The 22,965-nt window shown below is 49.1% G+C and carries 17 protein-coding genes; 12 read left to right on the forward strand and 5 right to left on the reverse strand.

The genetic code is table 11. The annotated features are described in order from the left end of the window. Positions 1 to 49 precede the first annotated feature (49 nt). The 4 genes from DS731_RS09530 to gap form a co-directional block, all read right to left on the reverse strand. Entirely contained in the window at positions 50 to 1,276 is a 1,227-nt protein-coding gene (locus DS731_RS09530) for a HupE/UreJ family protein (RefSeq protein WP_119501091.1), read from the reverse strand. Then, complete coding sequence (locus tag DS731_RS09535; protein WP_119501092.1) at positions 1,260 to 2,519, reverse strand: DUF3500 domain-containing protein; 1,260 nt, start codon at positions 2,517 to 2,519, stop codon at positions 1,260 to 1,262. The genes DS731_RS09530 and DS731_RS09535 overlap by 17 nt, the downstream gene beginning before the upstream one ends. A 101-nt stretch (positions 2,520 to 2,620) precedes the next feature. After that, entirely contained in the window at positions 2,621 to 3,472 is an 852-nt protein-coding gene (locus DS731_RS09540; RefSeq protein WP_119501093.1) for a D-hexose-6-phosphate mutarotase, read from the reverse strand. Positions 3,473 to 3,599: 127 nt separating this feature from the next. Next, positions 3,600 to 4,595 (reverse strand): type I glyceraldehyde-3-phosphate dehydrogenase, encoded by a 996-nt coding sequence (gene gap / locus DS731_RS09545; protein ID WP_119501094.1) that lies wholly within the window; start codon positions 4,593 to 4,595, stop codon positions 3,600 to 3,602. Between the two features lie 240 nt (positions 4,596 to 4,835). On the opposite strand from gap, the gene malQ reads away from it, so the two are divergent. The 5 genes from malQ to msrB all read left to right on the forward strand — a co-directional run bounded on the left by malQ (position 4,836) and on the right by msrB (position 13,466). Further along, entirely contained in the window at positions 4,836 to 7,040 is a 2,205-nt protein-coding gene (malQ, locus tag DS731_RS09550) for a 4-alpha-glucanotransferase (RefSeq protein ID WP_119501095.1), read from the forward strand. Between the two features lie 51 nt (positions 7,041 to 7,091). Further along, positions 7,092 to 9,260, forward strand: a complete 2,169-nt coding sequence (glgB, locus tag DS731_RS09555; RefSeq protein WP_119501096.1) for a 1,4-alpha-glucan branching protein GlgB — start codon at positions 7,092 to 7,094, stop codon at positions 9,258 to 9,260. A 17-nt stretch (positions 9,261 to 9,277) separates the two neighbouring features. Further along, on the forward strand, positions 9,278 to 11,353 hold the full coding sequence (gene glgX, locus DS731_RS09560) for a glycogen debranching protein GlgX (RefSeq protein ID WP_119501097.1): 2,076 nt from the start codon (positions 9,278 to 9,280) through the stop codon (positions 11,351 to 11,353). A 137-nt stretch (positions 11,354 to 11,490) separates the two neighbouring features. Next, positions 11,491 to 13,038, forward strand: a complete 1,548-nt coding sequence (gene gndA, locus DS731_RS09565; RefSeq protein WP_119501098.1) for an NADP-dependent phosphogluconate dehydrogenase — start codon at positions 11,491 to 11,493, stop codon at positions 13,036 to 13,038. A 26-nt stretch (positions 13,039 to 13,064) separates the two neighbouring features. Then, on the forward strand, positions 13,065 to 13,466 hold the full coding sequence (gene msrB, locus DS731_RS09570; RefSeq protein WP_119501099.1) for a peptide-methionine (R)-S-oxide reductase MsrB: 402 nt from the start codon (positions 13,065 to 13,067) through the stop codon (positions 13,464 to 13,466). Between the two features lie 160 nt (positions 13,467 to 13,626). On the opposite strand, the gene DS731_RS09575 is transcribed toward msrB, so the two are convergent. Then, positions 13,627 to 14,382, reverse strand: coding sequence for a DUF2989 domain-containing protein (locus DS731_RS09575; RefSeq protein WP_150154269.1), 756 nt, complete (start codon positions 14,380 to 14,382; stop codon positions 13,627 to 13,629). Between the two features lie 265 nt (positions 14,383 to 14,647). Between DS731_RS09575 and DS731_RS09580 the strand changes: the two genes are divergently transcribed. The 7 genes from DS731_RS09580 (at position 14,648) to DS731_RS09610 (ending at position 22,884) form a co-directional block, all read left to right on the forward strand. Then, complete coding sequence (locus DS731_RS09580; protein WP_119501101.1) at positions 14,648 to 16,093, forward strand: glyceraldehyde-3-phosphate dehydrogenase; 1,446 nt, start codon at positions 14,648 to 14,650, stop codon at positions 16,091 to 16,093. A 184-nt stretch (positions 16,094 to 16,277) separates the two neighbouring features. Next, positions 16,278 to 17,405 (forward strand): M14 family metallopeptidase, encoded by a 1,128-nt coding sequence (locus DS731_RS09585; protein WP_119501102.1) that lies wholly within the window; start codon positions 16,278 to 16,280, stop codon positions 17,403 to 17,405. Positions 17,406 to 17,488: 83 nt separating this feature from the next. Continuing rightward, positions 17,489 to 19,114: an alanine/glycine:cation symporter family protein gene (locus DS731_RS09590; RefSeq protein WP_442858460.1), complete on the forward strand. Its 1,626-nt coding sequence runs from the start codon at positions 17,489 to 17,491 to the stop codon at positions 19,112 to 19,114. A gap of 144 nt (positions 19,115 to 19,258) precedes the next feature. Further along, positions 19,259 to 19,588 (forward strand): hypothetical protein, encoded by a 330-nt coding sequence (locus DS731_RS09595; RefSeq protein WP_119501104.1) that lies wholly within the window; start codon positions 19,259 to 19,261, stop codon positions 19,586 to 19,588. Continuing rightward, positions 19,585 to 19,875: a YeaC family protein gene (locus tag DS731_RS09600; RefSeq protein WP_119501105.1), complete on the forward strand. Its 291-nt coding sequence runs from the start codon at positions 19,585 to 19,587 to the stop codon at positions 19,873 to 19,875. The genes DS731_RS09595 and DS731_RS09600 overlap by 4 nt, the downstream gene beginning before the upstream one ends. After that, entirely contained in the window at positions 19,865 to 22,663 is a 2,799-nt protein-coding gene (locus DS731_RS09605; protein WP_119501106.1) for a DUF349 domain-containing protein, read from the forward strand. Before DS731_RS09600 ends, DS731_RS09605 begins: the two co-directional genes overlap by 11 nt. A gap of 20 nt (positions 22,664 to 22,683) precedes the next feature. After that, a complete protein-coding gene (locus tag DS731_RS09610; RefSeq protein ID WP_232373521.1) occupies positions 22,684 to 22,884 on the forward strand; it encodes a hypothetical protein in 201 nt (66 codons plus the stop codon). Positions 22,885 to 22,965 lie beyond the last annotated feature (81 nt).

Genomic DNA, 22,965 nt, shown 5'->3' on the forward strand with positions numbered 1-22,965 from the left:
TAAACCGGATGTTGAATAACATCCGGTTTTTTTATGTCTGCTTAAATGCTTATGCCTGATGGTGTTTGTTTCCGGCTTGTGAAGGCGGCAGTTTGAAGGCGGTTATCAGTGCAGCAATCAGCACCACAGCACTTATAAGCCATGCATAACCCGGTTCTGTCACAATGCGCATCGTCAGCCAGTTAAAGCCAAAGCAAGCTGTCAGGAAAGCAAATATGGCCCGCGTTATTGCAAAAGCAGTATAGCGGGATGCCATTAACAGCAGTGGCAGTACTACCACACTCAGCGCCGCCTGAAATAACTCAACCCCTGCGTTAAACCCCGCCACCGCGAGTAACCTTGTGACTGTATCAAGCGGCAGCCCCTGCATGACTTCTGAAAAGGCGACGCCATGGATCACACCGAACAGTAATACCGGTACATTGTGAAGCCGTGCCGGTTGAATCAGCAACAATACCGCTGTCACCAAAACCGTAGCAGCCACGCACGCTTCAGTTAACCACACAGGCATGCTCAGTACACCGGTTGCAGATAGCGCCAGTGATACTGTATGGCCAGCGGTGAAAAGGGATATCATGATCAACGCCTGTCGCCACGTATAACCTTTACGCCAGTTATGCTGTTTTGATGCACTGACTACAGTGAACAACAAACAAAACAGGAACAGCAAATGGTCTGTACCGGCAAAGATATGATGGAGGCCGGCGTTAAAGTAGCGGATGAGCAGATCAGTGATGCTCAGGGCAGCAGCTTTCAGGCTGACAGATGTATGCCGCCAGGACAGCACGGTAGAATGACTTGCAGGGCTGTCTCCGCCTGAATTACTGACTGACACAAGAGTACGGTGATTACGCACCCGGTGCGTGATGCCATCGTACTGAACCTCCAGTGATGATGGCTGATGTGCGTGCTCAGTTGCGGCTGTTATACTCACAAACAGACAGGTCTCATAATCACACTGCTGAAACCGGGGAGCGTCAGTTTGTATGGCATAAGCCCCTGTGTGCATTGTGTCCGCGGCAGTCACAATCAGGTGTTCGTCAAGATATGCAGCCATGCGGTTGTGCAGCTGTGAAGGACTTTCAGAGGTGAGCGCAGGCCACAGGGGATTGGCCTGCTGTAACTGGTCCAGTGGCAATAATAATTCAATCTTCAGCGTACCGGCGCTCTGATGAATTGTCATTTTAGTGGCAGAAGCCGGATGGGCAGCAACCGGCAAAGTTACCAGCCAACAGGTTGCTGCCATCAGAAATAACAGATTACAGCGTATTGCCATAATCCATTTCCTTATCACGGTAGACAGTGTGATAGTGGGTCTGACCGCGGATAACAACGCCGCCCTGACAGGCGACTTCAATCCATACGCGGGGACCGTCGATCCTCATGTAAGTGCCGCTCTGATCGACATCAACGCCTGCTGATTCCGAACCTGCCCAAGCGATATAAGTATCCGCCAGTGCCTCTTCTGTTGTGTAATCTGCCATCAGATGGTCAGAAATATCGCTCTGGTAGTCGTCCACCCATTCGGCGATTGCTGCAATGACCAGCGCCTGCTGCGTTTCGCTTAAGGTTGCTACGTTAATACCACCGCGATCGTCGCCAACTGGATAGTCATTTGGCTGTACGCCACTTCCGTTGTCAGGCCCCACAAGCACATCAGAATAAGATTCACCGCTCAGATAAGCGTCTGAGAATTCATCGTCAGATAATGCTTCAAACATGGCTACCATCGCATCACCTTCATCCACCAGCGGCGCATACGTCGTACTGTTGAGTTCAAAAGCAGATTTAGGCTCTGATGCAATATGATTAGGCACAGGGTAACCGGTACCTTCCACCATCGTCACGTTGTAGGCAAGGTGATGGCCACCGAGCTGAATCATCCAGTTATCTTCGCGGCCAGGGGTTCCGAATATTGCGATGTAATAGTTCGCAGAACTGTAAGTGTTGCCGCCTCCCTGTTCCTGCAGATAATCATCAGCAGCCAGTACGCCGCGAAAATCTTCGTATCCGGCGTCATTTAATAACGTTTGCGCAACGGTGATGAGCGCGTCATAAGCTGTATCCGATAATTCTCCAATGCGCATACCATTTCGCTGCACATTGTTGGTGGGGAAATTTGACCAGATTGTCCGTTCAGTATTGGAATTATCCCACTCATACAAAATGGCTGATTGTTCAGTGGTGGTGAGGGTAGCGATGAAGTTCTCCGTGGCGCAAATCAGTTCGTCCATTTGCGCTGTGGACGTATCGTCACACTGACTTTCCGTGGCCGTTTCTTCAGACGCAGAATCGTCGGCGGCTTCATCGTCGCTGTCGTCTGCAGTGTCGTCATCACCGGCATCACTTTCATCTGAGTCATCTGGCGAATCGTCGCTGCCGGTATCGCCGGTTGAGCTGTCATCGGATGTTGAACCGGTTTCTGTTTCAACTGTGGTTGAATCTGAACTGTCTGAACCGCCGCAACCGGACAGTAACAGTGCAGCCAGGAAAATATAGATAAACGGGGAAGGTTTCACAAAGCGCTCCGCAACAAATAAGAACAGATCTCATTATTTATTGCGGAGTACTTGCAAAAAAGCTTTTTAACAATACTTTACACAGCCTTTACCCTGGCTGACTAAAGGGAGGAAACAATTTGCGTGACGCTGCGGCTTTCGCCGGGTGCTAGTGTGCATCCATTGGTCACGGCTGTCTCAATACATAACATATGTCTGAAACCAAACGCGTCCATGTCAGCGATAGAAGCAGCCCCTTGCCAGGGATTCCAGACCACCAGAGAATCGTGTCCCATAGACGTTACGCGGGTAAATGGCTTCTCTTCTACATAAATGGTTACGTCAGGAGCAGCATGCTGATGAATGCGGTCTGTTTCACCACTGAAAGTATACGGAGACGGGGCAGGCTTTAATGCCCAATTTTCCAGTTTGTCTTTGTACTCGCCTTCAATACCTGTAATTTTAGTATGCGCGATATCAGCCACTGAAAAATAGGTGTGCATTGCTGCATTGAATGAAAACGGCACGATACCGGTGTTTTCTGTTTTCAGTGTAATCGACAGGGTTTTACCCACCAGAATTTCGTAGCTGACTTTGCAATCATATTCAAAGCCTTCACCACGGCTGAATGTGGGGGTAAGAACAATGCGCGTGCCGTCTCCGGTGTCTTCAGAAGACTGAATCTGCCAGCTTTGGGTGCGCAAAAAACCATGAGAAGGCAGTTCACCTTTCTCACGGCCATGATCATCACTGAACCAGGGCCAGCAAAGAGGAATTCCACCACGGATCGGGCGCTCACCGTTTAAGAACGCATGAGGACTGAGCCATAAACGGTCACGATCATCAGATTTTGGAATGAATGACAGTACATGCGCGCCAAATAAGCTGATACGGCTGCTGGCAAACTGATTGTCTACGTTTAAAAAGGTAATCCCTGAAGATTCTTCAACGGTTACAGAGTCGGGAATACTCATGTGACATCTCCTTGCCAAAATAAAGTCCGGTTATTATTGTGCATCCAAAAACAAAAAGGTGCGATAGCAAATCGCACCTTTTTTTACATTTTTATCTTGCTTATCACCCGGTTAGGGCGTGTTCGCATTATTTTGAAATATGCTGAACCAAATCAAGTACTTTATTTGAGTAACCCCATTCGTTGTCGTACCAGGATACAACTTTAACGAACGTGTCAGTCAGAGCGATACCTGCATCTGCATCGAAGATTGAAGTGCGTGCGTCACCCAGGAAGTCATTAGACACAACAGCATCTTCGGTGTACCCCAGAATGCCTTTCAGTTCACCTTCAGACGCTTCCTTCATTGCTTCACAGATAGCTTCATAAGTGGTTGGCTTTGCCAGATTTACTGTCAGGTCAACAACTGAAACATTCGGAGTAGGCACACGGAATGCCATGCCGGTTAATTTACCGTTCAGTGCAGGGATAACTTTACCTACGGCTTTCGCAGCACCGGTAGAAGATGGAATGATGTTCTGGCTCGCACCACGACCACCGCGCCAGTCTTTGTGAGAAGGACCGTCAACAGTTTTCTGTGTTGCTGTCGTCGCGTGAACAGTCGTCATCAGACCGTCAACAATACCGAATTTGTCGTTCAATACTTTCGCCAGAGGCGCAAGACAGTTTGTGGTGCACGACGCATTAGAAACGATAGTCTGGCCATCGTATTCACCGTGGTTAACACCCATAACGAACATAGGCGTGTCGTCTTTAGATGGTGCAGACATCACCACTTTCTTTGCGCCGGCTTCAAGGTGAGCTGAAGCAGTATCTTTTGTCAGGAACAAACCTGTAGATTCAACAACAACGTCAACGTTTACATCGTTCCATGCCAGGTCAGCAGGGTTTCTTTCTGATGTAACACGGATAGTTTTACCATTTACTATCAGCTGGTTATTGTCTACCTTTATTTCACCATCAAAAACGCCATGGGTTGAATCATATTTCAGCATGTAAGCGATGTAATCTGTGTCCAGCAGATCGTTGATAGCAACAACTTCAATGTCGTCACGCTTTTGTGCAGCGCGCATTACCAAACGACCAATGCGTCCAAAACCATTGATACCGATGCGAATAGTCATGTCATACCTCTAATTGTATTTTGGTACAAGTGAAAAAAAATTACGTAAAGTATGGATCAAAATGGCATAATTGGCAAAGTAAAAAGCAAAAAATGTTGCAAAATTACAAGTATGAACTATGCAAACGTATTCAGTTTCGTTGTATCGGGTCTTTAACTGATAATGCTCAAAATAATGTGTTGATGAGAATGCGCGGCCGTTGCCTTAACATTATCAACACGGGAAACAGGAATAGATAAAATGACAAATCCCGTTTTACAACAGCTGGTTGAGATGCGCGGCATAGAGACCCACTATGTTGATGCGTGGGGCAAACCTGCCACGATTTCAGAATCAAGCCAGACCAAATTACTTAATGCACTGGGTTACGACACCAGCAATGAAGCTGCTATAGAACAACAGCTTTCAGAAGAAGCCAGAAAAATCTGGCAGACTCCGCTCAACCCGGTACAGGTTTTACGCCAATCAGACACCGTTCCGTTTTCTGTACGGTTACCGATAGAGCTGGTAACCGATGAGTATACTGTAGCGCTCTCTTTTGAAGATGGACAGACATTCGTCCACACTTTTGCACCGGTTGACGAAACACTGGTAAATGTCGCCCAGCTGGAAGACGTGGAATATCACGAATACGGTGTCACACTGCCGGTTCAGGCGCCCACGGGTTATCATACACTGAGCTTATCGGTGGAAGGGGATGATGAACCGCTTTGCAGTATGCGGGTTATTATTGCACCTTCAGCCTGCTTCATCCCTGAATCCATTGCTGCCGGTAAAAAGATTTGGGGCCTGAGTGTGCAACTTTACTGTGTACGCAGTCAGAAAAACTGGGGTATGGGCGACTTCTCAGATCTGGTTTTATTAACCGAAAAGGCCGCTGCCACCGGAGCAGAGTTTATCGGTCTGAACCCTATTCATGCGCTGTATCCGGCGAACCCTGATGCCTGCAGCCCTTACGGACCGTCTTCACGTCGCTGGCTGAATTATTTATACCTCGATGTGACTGCCATGCCCTGTTTTGATGACGCCAGTGTGCAGACCATTGTGAATGATGCGGCTTTTCAGGAAAAACTTGCAGCGGCAAGAGCGGCTGACCTGGTTGACTATGCTGCCGTTGCGTCTCTTAAATTGCCTGCACTCTCCGCGTTGTTCGACGTGTACTACAATAAGTACCTGACTAAAAATACAAAACAGAACAAAGCATTTAAAGCGTTCGTGGAAGCCGGTGGTGAAAGCCTTGATATGCTGGCGGTGTACGATACGTTGCAGGAAAAGCTGGCTGAAGAAGGTAAGCCTTCCTGGGGTTGGCCGGTATTTCCTGAGGAATTCCGTGAGTACCACAAACCTGATGTAGCGGTATTCAGAGAACAGAATAAAAAGCGGGTTTCTTTCTACCTGTTCCTGCAATGGCAGGCTGCGTTGCAATTACAGGCCGCCAGTGATGTGGCAACTAATGCCGGCATGGCTATCGGTTTATACCGTGATCTCGCCGTAGGTGTCAGTGAAGGCAGTGCAGAAATTTGGGGTAACAAAGACTTGTACTGTACCGGTGCCTCTGTGGGGGCGCCTCCGGATATTTTAGGGCCACTCGGACAAAACTGGGGGCTGCCACCCATGGACCCTTACAAGCTTTACGAACAGGCCTATCAGCCAATCATAGACTTGTTTGCTTCCAACATGGCCGGTTCCGGTGCTTTGCGTATTGACCATGTTATGGCACTGCTTCGTCTGTGGTGGGTGACTAAAGGTGACCATGCAAAAGACGGTGGTTACGTTTATTATCCTGTCGATGATCTGCTGGCCATTCTGGCACTGGAAAGCCACCGGAATCAGAGCCTCGTGATTGGTGAAGATTTGGGTACAGTACCGGAAGAAATCCGTGAAAAACTGGCGGATAACGGTGTCCATTCGTACCGTGTATTCTTCTTTGAGCAGGCTAAAGATGGCGGTTTTTATTCACCCGCCCATTATCCTGTGCAATCTATGTCGACACTGACAACCCACGATATGCCAACTTTGACCGGCTTCTGGCATTGCCAGGATCTTGAGCTGGGTAAAGAGCTTGGCTTATATCCTACAGATGAAATATTGTCTGTGTTGTATCACGACAGGCATAAAAATAAACAGGCGATACTGGATACCTTGCATGGTCACCATTCCATCAGTGACAACATCAGTCGTGATGTGAATGTGACGGGAATGACTACAGAACTTAACCGCGGTATGCAATTGCATATGGCGGCAGGTTCCAGCGCGTTACTCAGTCTGCAACTTGAAGACTGGTTGGAAATGGATAAGCCTGTTAATGTACCGGGTACGTTTAACGAATATCCTAACTGGCGCAGGAAGTTATCTCAGCCTTTAGAGACTATTTTTGACAATCAGGACATCACTAACCTGGCAGCTAAGCTGACCGCTGTCAGAAAGCAGGCCAGCACAGATTAGGGATGTTCTGCAGTCTGCCGTATTGTGCGGCAGACTTTGCAGGAGTAACAAATGGTAGTAGAGCAGCAACTGGCACAAGCGCGGTGCAGTCAGCCTTTTTCCGTACTTGGTAATCAGCAAAGCGAAGATGGCGTAACAGTTACCGCGTATATCCCGGAAGCCAAAACAGTGTCAGTCCGCTGTTTAAAAACCCGCAAAGAAATTATCAAACTCAAAAAACAGGGCGACTCCGCCCTGTTTTCTGCATTATCAAAAAAGTTAAAACCTGCACAGCGTTATGAACTGCAGGTGACAACGGCAGACAGCGAATACAGCTTCACCGACCCTTACCAGTTCCGTGAAGAAGCATTTCATGCTGTGCACTTTATCGATCATCAGCCTGAAAATCTTTACCGGCAGGGCGGGGCGCAACTGCTTTCCACAGATGGCATTACCGGAACACGTTTTGCTGTTTATGCCCCTAACGCATCTGCGGTTTCCGTTATCGGTGATTTTAACCGCTGGGATGGCCGCACACATCCTATGCAACAAACTGACATGGGCTACTGGGTACTGTTCATTCCGGGACTCGTTGCCGGCGAGCGTTATAAATATCAGTTAAAAGATGCCTGGGGTAACGATTTACCTCACAAGGCTGACCCGTTAGGCTTTGCTGCTGAGCAGTATCCATCTCACGCTTCAAAAGTGTTCGATCACAATGCCTATGAGTGGAATGACAGTGCCTGGATGGAGAAGCGGCAGGCAGACAAATACGCAAATCCCATGAGCGTCTATGAAGTGCATCCGGGTTCATGGCGCCGGCCTTCTGAAGAGAGCGGGAAACGCTATCTCAGTTATCATGAACTGGCAGATTCACTGATCCCCTACGTGAAAGAGATGGGGTATACCCATATAGAATTGTTACCCGTATCAGAGTTTCCTTTCGACGGTTCCTGGGGATATCAGCCGGTGGGGCTTTACGCACCGACAAGCCGATTCGGTTCACCTGACGATTTTAAATACTTTGTTGATCAGTGCCACCAGGCAGATATCGGCATCATCATTGACTGGGTACCGGCACACTTCCCGGAAGATGCCCATGGCCTTGCGCGGTTCGATGGCAGTCATGTATACGAATATGACGATCCCCGCCGTGGCTGGCATCCTGACTGGAATTCATGCATTTACGATTTCGGCAAAGATACTGTTCGCCAGTTTCTGGTTGCCAACGCACTTTTCTGGCTGGATAAATTTCACATTGACGGTTTGCGGGTGGATGCAGTGGCGTCCATGTTGTACCTGGATTATTCCCGCAATGAAGGGGAGTGGATCCCCAATGTGCACGGAGGCAATGAAAACTACGAAGCCATCAGTCTGCTGAAATGGATGAATGAAGAGGTTTACCGGCACTTCCCGGGGGCAATGACCATTGCTGAGGAGTCCACATCATTCCCGGGTGTATCCAGACCGGTGAGCGAAGGCGGTCTCGGATTCGGCTTTAAGTGGAATATGGGCTGGATGCACGATTCCTTGCATTACATCAGTAAAGACCCGGCGTATCGCCGCTATCATCACGGAGAAATCACCTTTTCCATGGTGTATGCCTTCGATGAAAACTTTGTATTGCCGATTTCCCACGATGAAGTTGTACACGGAAAAGGCAGCCTGATTGGTAAAATGCCGGGAGATGAATGGCAGCAGGCGGCAAACCTGCGTTGCTATGCCGGTTTCATGTATGGTCATCCGGGCAAAAAACTGAATTTCATGGGGAATGAAATTGCCCAGTCAAGGGAATGGAATCACGATGGTGAACTTGACTGGTGGTTGCTGGAGTTCGACAAGCATAAAGGCATGCAGGCACTTTACCGTAAGCTTAATCATCTGTACCGGACTATGCCTGCACTGTATGAGCAGGATCACAATTATGAAGGTTTCAGCTGGATAGACCATAATTATGCTGAACTAAGTATGTTGTCCTTCGTAAGAAAAGCCAAAGACGACAAGCAAAAAGTCTATGTGGTGAATAACTTTACGCCTTCTCCCCGTGAGAAGTTCCGCATTGGCGTGGAAGACCCGGGCACTTACTCACTGGTACTGAATACCGACAGCGGTGAGTTCTGGGGCAGTGATTACCCTGCACCTGAAATTGTTACTGCTGACGCGGTGGAATGGAACAATCAGCCGTATTCTATTGAAATCACTTTACCGCCACTGGCAACACTTTACTGGGTTTATGAATAACAGGAGAACCGGCAAAGGTGAAGCAAGACTCACTTGTAAACTATAACGTTAAGGCTGGCGTGCCGTATCCGCCGGGGGCGACTGTCACCGGCGACGGCTGCAATTTTGCTGTTGAATCGCCGGACGCCAGAGCTGTCGTGCTGTGCCTTTTCCAAAGTGATACAGAGGAACCGGTTGCAGAGATTGTGATGCCGGCCAAAACCGGTTCAGTCTGGCATTGTGAAGTAGAAGGTGCCGGCGAGAATCAGCATTATGCATACAGGGTGGAGCGTGGTGAAGAATCCCTTCACCATGTGCCGACAGACAAGCTGTTAATCGACCCTTATGCCCATAAACTCAGCCGGCCGCTACACTGGAATGCCAGACACTATGAACATGACTCACAATTTATGGTGCCGAAATGTGTCGTGGTACGTCATGATAATCATGACCGGCCGCCAAAGCCTGCCTTTCAGCCACATCAGCGAATTATTTACGAAGCCCATGTGAAAGGGCTGACTATGCTGCACCCGGCTGTGCCCGACGAAGACAAAGGCAAATACACAGGGGCTGCCCATCCTGATGTCATAAAACATCTGGTTGATCTCGGTGTGACCACGGTACAGTTTATGCCTTTGTCAGCGTTCATGCCGGAACCTTACATTACAGAAAAAGGCATGACCAACTACTGGGGTTACAATCCGGTAAACTACTTTGCACCTGAACCCCGTTACGGAAAAGCGGATGCTGTCCGTGAACTGAAAGCCATGGTGGATGCCTATCACGAAGCCGGTCTGGAAGTCATCATTGATGTGGTTTACAACCATACCGCTGAGGGCGGAGATGGCGGACCGGTATTGTCTTTCAAAGGCTTCTTCCCCCACCAGGCCTATTTGTACGAACAGACCAAAACCGGTGAGATTGTTTACAGCAATCACTCAGGATGCGGAAATACAGTAAATACTGCCAGTCCGGTCATGACGACGATGATTATGGATGCCATGCGTTACTGGGTTGAGGTTATCGGTGTAGACGGATTCCGTTTCGATCTCGCCGTATGTCTTGGCAGAGATCCGCAACAGTTTTCGCCTCACTCCGGTTTGCTTAAATCAATTTCACAGGACCCGGTGTTGAAACAGGCTGTACTGGTGGCGGAACCCTGGGACATTGGCCCGGGCGGTTATCAGTTAGGCGCTTTTGCGTATCCGTGGCTGGAAGTGAACGACCGTTACCGTGACACCTTAAGAGCATTCTGGCGGGGTGATCACGCTATTACCGCGGAGTTTGCGACACGCCTGATGGGGTCACGGGATATTTTCCATAAGGGATTCCGGCCTGTTTATACATCGGTAAACAATGTGACCTACCATGACGGCTTTACCCTTCACGATTTGGTGAGCTACACCGAACGCCATAATGAGGCGAACGGTGAAAACAACCGTGACGGACATGGTCACAATTTATCAGCCAATTATGGTGTGGAAGGGCCCACTCAGGACGAGAAAATTCTCCAGCTTCGTGAGCGTCAGAAACGAAATATGTTTTTGTCGATGATGCTGTCACAGGGGATCCCTCATGTGCTGGGCGGTGATGAGCTGAGTAAAACCCAGAACGGAAACAACAACGCCTATTGTCAGGACAACGCTCTTAACTGGTATGACTGGGAGCTGAATAAACGGGAATCTGATTTTCTGCATTTCTGTCAGCACGTGATTCAACTGCGTCGTAGCAGCGAGTTGCTGAGTCATTTACTGCTCGAAGACGATTTATTTCAGCTTGATACGAATGTAGCGGTGATCCGCTGGTATAAACCTGACGGACAGGATAAAGAATCAGAAGACTGGCAGTCACCGGACAGTCAGTCGTTTGGCGTTGAAATCCGCGGTACGACCAAAGATGAAAACGACCCTGAACACTGGTTCCTGTGTTTTAATGCCAGCCTGCAGGACAAGCGTTTTAATCTGCCCGGAATCTCGCCTCAGAGTGCCTGGCAACTGATGGTCGATACCCGGTACGGTTCGTTACCGGAACAACCGGATATTTGTATTCAGAGAGTGTTTTTGCAGGCGGGCAGAAGCGTAGCCGTGTTTAAACAAAGCCAGATAGTGTCGTAAAGGGTTTACTGCTGCACGGCAAGTAAGCAATCAGTCATGATTTGAGCATAATTCACAGAAAATCAGTCATAAGTTAGTGTTCGCACTATTATCGGGTGGTATGATCCGCAGCCATCTGTAACTTGAGGTGACACCCAATGCAAAAAGAAGATGGAAAGCACACTGAAACTAAGTGTGATATCGGTTTTATTGGTTTAGGCGTAATGGGCGCCAACCTGACGCTTAACCTGGTCGATCATGGATATCGCGTAGCCTGTTTCGACCTTGATCAAACCAAAGTCGATGCGATTATTGCTAAAGATGCTGAAGAGCGTGGCGACGCGGCTGCCCGTGTAGAAGGCTGCAGCTCATACACTGAATTACTCAGCAAATTGAAGTCACCTCACATGGTTATTCTGTCGGTACCTGCCGGCGAACCTGTTGACCATGTTTGTTCTCACCTGATTGACGCCGGCATCCAGGCCGATGACATTGTTGTGGATACCGGAAACAGCTTGTGGACGGATTCTGTCGAACGGGAAGAAAAGTATAAAAGTAAGTTTATCTTCTTCTCTACTGCGGTTTCCGGTGGTGAAGTGGGCGCACGTTTCGGTCCCTCTCTGATGCCTTCAGGCAACCCGTATGCGTGGACACGCCTTGAGCCGGTATTGAAAGCTATTGCAGCAAAAGTCGATGCTGAGACAGGTCTGCCAATCGAATCTTTCACCCCGGGTAAGCCGGTGCTGGAAGGGGAAGCCTGCGCCACGTACATTGGTCCTGTGGGGGCCGGTCACTACGTGAAAATGGTGCACAACGGTATTGAGTATGCCGATATGCAACTTATCTGCGAAACCTATCAGGTCATGCGTACTGCTTTACACATGTCTGCTGCTGAAATTGCAGAGGTTTTCCGTCGCTGGAATAAAGGCAAGCTGAACAGTTACCTGATGGAAATCAGTGCTGAAGTGCTGGAGCAGCTGGATCCTGAAACCGGCGTACCACTGGTAGATGTCATTCTGGATAAGGCTGGTCAGAAAGGCACTGGTCTGTGGACCGCTGTCAGTGCACTGCAAGTGGGAAGTCCTGCCCAGACGATTACTTCTGCGGTATTTGCCCGCAGTTTGTCCAGCCTCAAAGACGAGCGTGTTGCAGCCAGCAAAGTTCTGCAGGGACCGGAAGTTAAAGTCCTTTCTGATGAAGAAAAGTTTGCGGCTATCGACAAGCTGGAATATGCGCTTTATTGCTCAAAGATTTGTGCATACGCGCAGGGTTTCCAGTTGATGGCTGTTGCTTCTAAAGAGCACGGTTGGGAGCTGGACTTCGGTGGTATTGCGAAAATCTGGCGTGCCGGCTGTATTATCCGTGCGGTATTCCTCCAATCTATTTCCAAAGCCTACGAAAACAACGAAGATCTGGCGAACCTGTTGCTTGATCCTTTCTTTGCTGATCAAATCACTCAATATCAGTCTGACTGGCGGGAATCACTGGCACAGGCTGCTCTGGCAGGTATTCCCTGTCCGGCAATGATGTCAGCGTTAAGTTATTACGATTCTTACCGCACCGCAGTACTGCCGGCCAACCTGCTTCAGGGCCAGCGCGATTACTTTGGCGCGCACACTTATCAGCGTGTAGATAAACCGGCGGGTAAGAAGTTTCACCTTGACTGGAGTGATCCGGCGCGCCCTCAGATTGCTATCAAAAAGTAATCGTGTAAACGAACACAGGAGCAAACATGGCTGACGATAAAAACTGGAAAGCAACGCTGTCACCTGACGAATATCGTGTCACCCGTCAGGCTGGTACAGAGCGTCCTTACACCGGTGTATTACTGGACGAGAAGCGTCCGGGAACCTATATATGCAAGTGTTGCGGTGCGCCGCTTTTCAGTTCGGATGCTAAGTTTGATTCTGGTTGTGGCTGGCCTTCATTTGATCAGCAAACAAATGACGGTAATGTGTTGTACCGTGAAGACAACAGTCATGGAATGCGCAGAACGGAAATTATCTGTAAATCCTGTGACGCCCACCTTGGTCATGTTTTCCCCGACGGACCCACAGAAACCGGTCAGCGGTATTGTGTAAATTCGTTATCGCTGAATTTGAAAACTGCTGAGGATGAAGTCGTCCGCGGCTGACATGTTCACTTCTGGTTAAAAAATAAACATCGCTTTATTGTAAAGCGGTGTTTTTGTTTGTGACTTCGTCATAACGAATGGAAATACTGAAATTTCCTGTGAAAGTGACTTACAGGATCCGTTGAAAAAAGCGACCCCGGTCAATGCTGAAGTCTGCCGGTTACAGTTTGGTAAGTCCGAGCGCCTTTGCATCGAATTCACCGTCTTCCAGTGCGCCGGTTATTTCATCTGCTACGTTATTCATCAGTGACGCCGGTAACTGAAACTTTGTTGCCATTGCTTCCAGTTGATGCGTATTGATTGAGTCGGAGTAGTGACTGGCGACTTTTGACCAGATCCAGGCAAGTTTGTACTTCTTCTGTTCCATGCTGATGGTTGTCAGCGTATGAAATACTGAGACATCCACATTTTCATCATCTTTGTAAAGACTCAACGCGCGGTACAGGGTGTCTCGGGTGCGGTTCATGTCATCTTGCGCCTGTATTGACGCCAGGGCGATCAGTTGTTCCGGCGTGTTAAGGCGACCGGCACTGGCTGCAGCCATAAACCGTTTCAATGCGTCTTCATCACCGGAACGGGACCAGTGATACCAGGCGAGCAGGGGCTCACTGCTATTGCGGGTTTTACGGTTCAGACGATCGAGTTCTTTGCGTGCTGTCAGCACACCTTTCATCCGGTCTGCTTCTTTGTCCCGGTATTTTTTGTGGGTCAGGCCGGAGGCGTTAGTGATACAACGCTGGTAGTCTTCAAACATCAGCATCAGGCGATAAATGTCTTCACCTTCACCGTCGTCTGGGTGGCGGTAGCGTTGCTTGATTATCTCTGCTTTTTCCCCGCGGCACCATTCATCGCTGTTGAGATCGTTACACATTTGCGGATTATCCTGACAAATTGTGGCGACTTTAGGCGCAAACATATCACCGCAACCGGGAAATACCACTGTTACAATCAGTAACGGCAGGCATTTCGCCAGTTGTGTTGGAAAATTACTAAAGGATTGGGGTGTTTGTAGCTTAAATGATGAAATACTGAAAATTTTCAACAGTTTGGTCTTCCTTGATGGTTTTCTTAGAATAAGTCCGTTCCACGCAGACAACGACTTTTACACCTTAGTGTACCCTACAATTATGAAGCTTTCTGCGTGGACTGTCCGGTTAATTTCTAATGGTTAAGGCAAAGGCATGAATCAACAGTTTGAACAGGAATTGCAAAGTAGCTGGCAGGAACGTCAGGAATACGCGGAAATGATGATGCCGCTCATCGGTAAGCTCTACAGAAATCATTCAGTAGAAGTGTCTGTGTATGGCCGTTCGTTACTGGGTGCCAGTGTCATCGATATCGTTAAAGCACACCGCAAAGTGCGTTTACATGAAGGCATTAAACTGCGTTTACGGGAGAGCTTTCCTGTACTTGAAGCGTTAACAGCAATGCCCCTCGCACCGGCACAAATTGATATTGGTAAACTGGCTTTTGATTTCCATTACGGCAGTGCCGTCGATCAAACCGATTTGAATGCTTATTTGCAGGAAAAGCTGGCTGATGTAGCCGGTAAAGACGATGAGCAGACACCTCAGGATGTGGTACTTTACGGCTTTGGCCGTATCGGCCGCTTACTTGCCCGTCTGTTGATAGAAAGACAGGGTAAGGCGAACAAGTTGCGCCTGCGTGCAATTGTTGTGCGCGGCGGCAAAGACGGCGACCTGGAAAAGCGCGCAAGCTTACTTCGTCGTGATTCGGTACATGGTCCGTTCAATGGCAGTATCACAATTGATCACGAGCGCCAGGCCATTAAAGCTAATGGTTCTTTTATTCAAATCATCTACGCAAACAGCCCGGATGAAGTGGACTACACCAAATACGGTATCGATAATGCTATCGTCGTTGACAATACCGGTATGTGGCGTGACCGCGATGGCCTGGGTCTGCACCTTAAAGCCAAAGGTGCTGCGAAGGCATTACTGACTGCCCCGGGTAAAGGTGACATCAAAAACATCGTTCACGGCGTTAATCATGAAGACATTCTGCCTGAAGACACAATCCTGTCAGCCGCCAGTTGTACAACGAATGCAATTACCCCTGTACTGAAAGCGCTGGATGAAGAGTATGGTATTGATTCCGGTCACGTAGAAACCGTACACAGTTTTACCAACGACCAGAACCTCATTGATAACTATCACAAAGCTGACCGTCGTGGCCGCAGTGCACCGCTTAATATGGTTATCACTGAAACCGGCGCTGCGAAAGCAGTAGCAAAAGCCTATCCTAAACTGGCCGGGAAGCTGACTGGTAACGCGATTCGTGTGCCTACACCAAACGTGTCTATGGCTATTCTGAACCTTAACCTGAAAACTTCCACCGATAAGCTGGCGGTGAATGAGTTCCTGCGGGATACGGCTCTGTTCTCATCGCTGCAGCATCAGATTGACTATACGGCCAGTAAAGAAATCGTTTCAACTGACCTGGTGGGTTCACGAGCTGCGAGTGTGGTGGATTCACAGGCAACAATCGTCGCTGATAACCGTCTGACGCTCTATGTGTGGTATGACAATGAATTCGGATACAGCTGCCAGGTGATGCGTGTAGTGCGCGACATGGCCGGGATCACTTTCCCAACGTTACCTGCATAATTGTTAGCGCAGGCGTTATTACCGGTATCGCTTCGGCGTTACCGGTTTTTTTATGTCTGCAGAAATGTAAACCTTCATGCTGTTCATTTCCCGGGCATAACCACCGGACGGATGTGTTAAACATGGTATTTACATTCCCGACTATGCTAAATTAGCGGCAAAAATAGAAGGACACGACAGATCCATGCATATCTCAGCACAGTTTGACAGCGGAAATATCCATGTCATCGAAGCCGCCTCTCCGCAAAAAATCGTTCTTGGCATCAACAAAGACAATCAGTCGGATTTTTATCAGTGGTTCCATTTCCGATTGTTCGGGGAAGTATTCGAAACCCATCACATCACGCTCACTGATTTGGCTAAATCTGCGTATCCCGATGGCTGGAAAGATTACAATGTACTGGCTTCTTATGACCGCCAGAACTGGTTTCGCGTAGACAGCGAATTTGACGGTGATAATCTTTCATTCAGCTTCACACCGGAACAGCCAGCCGTCTATTTTGCCTATTTCATCCCTTACAGCTATGAACGGCATCTGGATCTGGTTCACGATGCACAAATGTCTCTGCGCTGTGAACACCGCCTGTTAGGCGAAACGCTGGATGGTCGTGACATTAACCTGTTAGTTATCGGTGACGAAGAGCCGGCTAAAAAGAAAATCTGGATCACAGCCAGACAACACCCCGGCGAAACCATGGCCGAATGGTGTGCAGAAGGATTGCTTTACCGCCTGCTGGATGAACAGGACGGTCTGTCCAGACAGTTACTGGACGACGCTGTTTTCTATATTGTGCCGAACATGAATCCGGATGGTGCGGCACGGGGCCATTTACGTACGAACGCGGCAGGTACTAACCTGAACCGTGAGTGGGCAGAGCCCAGCGCAGAGAAAAGCCCGGAAGTCTTGCATGTATTAAATGCCATGACAGATACCGGTGTAGACATGTATCTTGATATTCACGGTGACGAAGCATTACCGTACAATTTTGTCGCAGGCAGCGAGGGGATCCCTTGTTATTCTGCACGCCTGAAAGATCTGGAGGACACGTTCAAAGCAGCATTACTGTCTGCAACGCCGGAATTTCAGGACGAATATGGCTATCCTAAAGACAAGCCGGGTGAAGCAAACCTGACTGTGGCATCCAATGCTGTTGGTCAGAAATTTGATTGCCTTGCCTACACGCTGGAAATGCCGTTTAAAGATAATAATAATTTACCTGATCCTGTGTATGGATGGTCAGTGCAACGCTGCCGCCAGCTGGGAGAAGACCTTTTGATTGCCGTGCGTGCGGTAGTGTCAAAACTACGATAATAAAAACACGCAAAATAACAACAAAGTATTGAGGGGAACTCGTCTTGGAAGGCTTGTATAATTTTCTTGTGTCAATAGATGGCATGCTCGGGGGAGCACCTTGGTTCCCCTTCGTTCTGCTGGGTGTCGGTTTGTTCTTTACCGTGTACCTCAAATTTCCGCAAATCCGCTTTTTTAAGCATGCCTGGCTGGTCGTCACCGGCAAGTATGATAAAGAAGGCGAGGAAGGGGATACCACTCACTTCCGCGCATTAACCACTGCACTTTCCGGCACAGTGGGTACAGGTAATATCAGTGGTGTTGCTTTCGCAATCTTTCTTGGCGGTCCGGCGGCGTTATTCTGGATGTGGGCAACAGCCTTTCTGGGTATGACCACTAAATTTGTGGAAGTGACACTTTCTCATAAGTACCGCGTGAAAACGGAAGACGGCACCATGGCCGGTGGTCCCATGTATTACATGGACCGTCGTCTGAACATGAAATGGTTAGCTGTAGCCTTTGCTATTGCCACGGTAATCAGTTCATTCGGTACCGGAAACCTGCCACAAAGTAATGGTATTGCACAGAGTATCGAAGCCACTTTCGGTATTGATCCGGTAATCGTCGGTAGCGTGCTGGGTATCCTGCTGGCACTGGTTATCTTAGGCGGTATTCAACGTATTGCAGCATTTACAGCCAGAATTGTTCCTATTATGGCGATAGTGTATCTGATTGGTGCGCTGGCGGTAATTTTTGCTAACCTGGAAAATATCGGGCCGTCTTTCGCTGCAGTCATCGGAGATGCATTTACCGGTTCCGCTGCTGCAGGCGGATTCCTTGGTGCATCACTGGCTTATGCATTTAACCGTGGTGTAAACCGGGGCCTGTTCTCTAACGAAGCTGGTCAGGGTTCAGCACCAATTGCTCACGCCGCTGCGAAAACCAGTGAACCGGCATCTGAGGGTATGGTATCTCTGCTTGAACCTTTCATCGACACCATTTTGATTTGTACAGTAACCGGTCTGGTTATCCTGTCTTCAGGTGTATGGAAAGAAAAGCATGAAAACGTGTTTGACCGCGCAGATATGTATTTTGTACAGGGCGTCTATTCTGATGAACAGCCGCAGGACCGTGAAGCACTTTACAAGTACTTAAACGGTATCGACGGCAGTGGCGTTGAGGCTTATACCGGCCCGGTTTCAGTGGTTAACGGTACGGCAGTCAGTGAGGGCTTCACCCTGATTAACTCCCGTTCTATTGCGGAAGACGTCACCTATTCACTGGGTGACGACGATGCTTACACCGGCACGCTGCAAATTAAGAATGGTAAACCGGTAAAAGACAACCTGGAAGTGCAGGGCAAGTCGCTGGTGCATTCTGCCGCACTGACGACCATTGCTTTCACCCGTGGCTACTTCGGTGACTTCGGACAGTACATTGTATCTATCGGTCTGATGTTATTCGCTTTCTCCACCGCTATTGCCTGGTCGTATTACGGTGACAGGGCAATGACCTACTTGTTAGGTCCCCGTTCTGTTATGCCTTACCGGGTGATTTACGTGGCTGGTTTTATCTGGGCTTCGTTTTCAGATACCACGCTGGTGTGGGCTTTATCGGCGGTCGCAATAGTAGTTATGACACTGCCTAACCTGTTTGGTATTATGATGCTGAGCAAGGAAATGAAGCAGACGGTGAACGAGTACTGGGCTAAAGTCCGGGACGATAAGTAAACCGTCAGCGTATTCCGGCTGACACTTATGTCAGCCGTCGAATTGAAAAGGACACATTGGTGTCCTTTTTTGTATAAGCGGGCTACATGCAGGGTTCCGCAATGAAACTTATTTAAGTACCAGTAAAACAATCCGGGAGCAATAATGGCATTAACAGATTGTCCGTCATGCAATAAAAAAATATCCGATAAGTCTGAAGAGTGCCCCCATTGCCAGTTCAGAGTGGGTGATGCTTCAGCTGAAGATGTGTTGAGAAAGCAGAGTTTGCAGCGCTACAAGAAAAAACAAAGTATACAAAATCAGTCACTGCTGGCAGTGCTGTTGTTTGTTGCCGGTTTCGGCTTTATGTACTGGGGCGGCACAAAGCCCGGTGATATTCAGCATAACCTGGCGATTTTAGCCGCTGTGGCCGGCTTTATGTGGTATGTTGTGAACCGTGTCAGATTAGTCATTATTAAACGTTTTTCCTCATGAATATAGATGCATTACTTGCCGCTATGACGCCGGATGTGTACGCACGTCTGCGTCAGGCAGTTGAAACCGGCAAATGGCCTGATGGCACTGTACTGTCTGAAGAGCAGCGGGACAGTTGCATGCAGGCGGTATTGTTGTACCAGTCCAAAATCGAAAAATCCTCCGAGCACATGACAATAAATGCGCAGGGAGAGATCGTGCAAAAAAGTAAAAGAGAATTCCGTGATGCGTTGCAGGCGGAACAGGATGAAAACACCATAGCGCGGTTCAAACAGGATGATATTTAGTCGACTTTTTTCCCCGGCGCACACCAGTTCAGACCCGCAAAAACGCCTTCAGGCCATTGCCGGATTATCGGTAAGTAAACCAGCAGAACGCTCGGCGTTGCATGAACTGGCTTTCAACGACAGCAACAGCGATGTCAGTCTGGCCGCACTGGAAAAACTGGATTCCTTTCCCCTGTGGATGAAAATGTCACAGACAGCCCGTGATGACAAAATCCGGCGCCGTGCAGTTGCACGGGTGGAATCCGCTATTATTGATGCTGACAATGCGGATATATCTGCTGATGACCAGTATGAGTATGTCCTGAAGCAGGCCCCTGCTGAACTGGCACGCAGGTTAGTGGAATCTCCCCGCCGGGAAACGCTGACGGACGCTCAGGTTTTTGCGTTGCTGGAAAAAATCGGCCGCAGTGACTACACACGGGAGTTCTTTGGTGCTTTTGCATCTGTGCCGATGCAAATGCGTATCGCAGAACAATGCGATGATGCAGTATTGCTGGGCCGTTTATTGAAAAAGACGGACGATGCGCAGGTACAGACGTTTATTCAGGATAAGCTGAGCACCTTACAGGAAGCGGCAGAAAAGCCGGTCAGAACTGAGCAGGCTTATACGCTGGTGCTGTCAAAACTGCAGGCAGTCACTGATCGCTTCGATTATGAAGATGTGGATGCGCGATTGCAGGCCTGTGCTGAAGAGTTAGATGCGCTGTCAGCGGATTTACCCGTTCTCGCTGAAAATGTCGTTGCAACGATCACTGAAAAGCAAAGCCGTTTACTTGTGCGCGCGCAGCAACACCGTGATCGTCTGAAGGTCGACTGGGACGCGCAACAAGCAGAAAGGGCATTGCAGCAGGAATGGCTGTCATTCAAGACTGCATTGTCTGCAGCGGCAGAAAAGGTCGTCTGGCTGTTCAATGAGCGTTTGTCAGAAGCGACACTCTCTGATGTTGAATCTGTCAATGATGCGGTAAGGGAACTGGAAGGCAAAGCTGACAGCTTCGCACAGTTAAAGCCTGCCGAGGAACGACAGGCACTGGCAGATACAATTAATGAGCTTGCCGGTAAACTGGATGCATTCTCAGCACAACAGCAGATCGCCATACGGCTCAATGCGGTGCTCAGTGATGCTGAACGTGCCGCTGCGGATGCCGGTGGCGCAGAAAACATCGACGATGAAGTGTGGCGTGCGCTGGCAGGCCGCTGGGCAGAACACAAAGACTTATTGTTCCCTGTAGCGGATGCGTTAAAGCAACGCTGGAGTGTACTGTCGAAAGCGAAAAAGCGTGAACAGACTCAGCGTCGTGTGGCTCAGAACAATACGCTGAAGCAGGTCCGGAGATTATCATCTGTAGTCAGTAATCTTATTGATACCGGACGTTTCAGAGCTGCCATGACGCGGTTCACTGAACTTCAGACTTTATATGATGCACTCGATGAAACCAACCGGCTCTCCGTTGAGCGCAAATACGGGCAGCTCACTGAAGAGATAGCCCGTCTTGAAGGCTGGCAAACATATCTGGCTGCGCCGCGCAAACCGGCCATGCTGGAAGAAGCACGACAGCTCGCTGCAACAGCTCCTGCTGATATTGCTGCCAGAGCGGCAGCTATCAAACAACTGCGTAAACAATGGCAGTCACTGGCAACCTCTCAGGATAAGGATGAAGCAGATATCGCCTTTGACGAAGCGCTGGAACAGGCTTTTGCGCCATGTCGTGCCCATTATGCTGAACAGGAACAGCAGCGACTCGCTGCGCAGCAAAAACGGGAAGGGTTGATCAGTGAGTTATCATCACTCACACCGGCTTGTGATGTCCCCGCGTCACTGGCTAAACAGCTGGATAAATTGCGTCAGCGCTGGCGCGATGCCGGTGCTGTAGACAAACCCGTGTATGAGGCGCTCAGGAAACGTTGGGATGCTGCGCTGGCGCCACTCAGTGACAGCGTCAATCAGTGGTTTAATGACAACCGCGTGCGCAAGCAGGCCATTATTGAACAGGCCCGTTCTCTGGCGTCTCAGGAAGACAGTGCTTCTGTGTCTGAACAGGCAAAAGCACTGCAAGTGGAATGGAAAAATACCGGTCATGCCGGCAAGCGTCATGAAAGTCGTTTGTGGCAAACCTTTAAGAGTATCAATGATGAGCTGTTCGCCCGGGTCAAAGAGCAGCGGGATGCCGTTGCGCAAGAAGAAAATGCTCAGCTGAATACCCTGCTCGAACAGGTTAAAGTAGTTGGCAAATCAGTGAAACAACATCCGGAAGAAATGGATGCGGCACTGGTACCTGTGGTCGAAGCGATGCAGACCCTTGACGCAAGGAAACAGGCGGTGGTGCAGCAGCGTATTGACCGGCTTCGCAAAAACGCGCAGCAGCAGGTTCAGGATCAGGCGCTGGATGATCGTAAAACAGCCATGTTGTCATTGCATGATGTGATGAAAAGCTGGCTGGCGAATGATACTCTACCGGTGGATAGTGATGCCTGGGCTTCATTACCAAAAGCATGGCGTAATGCACTGACAGGTCAGTCTGCTGCAGATAAATCCCGCGACTGGTACACCCATGTGCTTGAGCTTAAATTAAATATTGATGCAGCACCGTCTTTGCAGGCGGAGCGCCGTGATGTGCAGCTTGCACTGATGACTGCGAAGCTGGAAAAGGGCGATGATATCAGTTTCAGTGAGGCGCTTTGTGCATGGCTTGGTCACGGAAAACCCGGTGATGCTGAGTTCCGGCGGTTACTGCAAATTATTGGTCAGGTGCAGGAAAATGCCGTGTTACTGAAAGAGGTCGTGTAGTGCAGGTGCAACTGGAATTTGTGTTTGATACGGAACCGGATGCTTACCGTTTCTTAAATACAGCGAAGCATTTTGCTGCAAAAGATCTCATCGTTAAACGGGGCAGGACTTCACAGCATGTGTTGATCCGCTACCGTTATGCTGACGGAGAATTTGATGATACGGCAGCAAAGCTTGACGATCTGGCCCGTGAAATGGGCGGTGAAGAGTTTTCCGGCTGATAAAGCGACCGGATAAGACAGAGAGCCGGCTTTTCCGGCTCCCATTTATTTTAATGCGTTTTCTTATCTGCCTGCTTGCCG

The organism is Alteromonas sp. RKMC-009, from assembly GCF_003584565.2.
Taxonomy (GTDB): Bacteria; Pseudomonadota; Gammaproteobacteria; order Enterobacterales; family Alteromonadaceae; genus Alteromonas.

Bases quoted from the DNA above. Each gene is read 5' to 3' on its own strand.
- DS731_RS09530 (WP_119501091.1), bottom strand. From the start codon at position 1,276: ATGGCAATACGCTGTAATCTGTTATTTCTGATGGCAGCAACCTGTTGG.
- DS731_RS09540 (WP_119501093.1), bottom strand. From the start codon at position 3,472: ATGAGTATTCCCGACTCTGTAACCGTTGAAGAATCTTCAGGGATTACC.
- gap (WP_119501094.1), bottom strand. From the start codon at position 4,595: ATGACTATTCGCATCGGTATCAATGGTTTTGGACGCATTGGTCGTTTG.
- malQ (WP_119501095.1), top strand. From the start codon at position 4,836: ATGACAAATCCCGTTTTACAACAGCTGGTTGAGATGCGCGGCATAGAG.
- glgB (WP_119501096.1), top strand. From the start codon at position 7,092: ATGGTAGTAGAGCAGCAACTGGCACAAGCGCGGTGCAGTCAGCCTTTT.
- gndA (WP_119501098.1), top strand. From the start codon at position 11,491: ATGCAAAAAGAAGATGGAAAGCACACTGAAACTAAGTGTGATATCGGT.
- msrB (WP_119501099.1), top strand. From the start codon at position 13,065: ATGGCTGACGATAAAAACTGGAAAGCAACGCTGTCACCTGACGAATAT.
- DS731_RS09575 (WP_150154269.1), bottom strand. From the start codon at position 14,382: ATGTTTGCGCCTAAAGTCGCCACAATTTGTCAGGATAATCCGCAAATG.
- DS731_RS09580 (WP_119501101.1), top strand. From the start codon at position 14,648: ATGAATCAACAGTTTGAACAGGAATTGCAAAGTAGCTGGCAGGAACGT.
- DS731_RS09585 (WP_119501102.1), top strand. From the start codon at position 16,278: ATGCATATCTCAGCACAGTTTGACAGCGGAAATATCCATGTCATCGAA.
- DS731_RS09590 (WP_442858460.1), top strand. From the start codon at position 17,489: ATGCTCGGGGGAGCACCTTGGTTCCCCTTCGTTCTGCTGGGTGTCGGT.
- DS731_RS09595 (WP_119501104.1), top strand. From the start codon at position 19,259: ATGGCATTAACAGATTGTCCGTCATGCAATAAAAAAATATCCGATAAG.
- DS731_RS09600 (WP_119501105.1), top strand. From the start codon at position 19,585: ATGAATATAGATGCATTACTTGCCGCTATGACGCCGGATGTGTACGCA.
- DS731_RS09605 (WP_119501106.1), top strand. From the start codon at position 19,865: ATGATATTTAGTCGACTTTTTTCCCCGGCGCACACCAGTTCAGACCCG.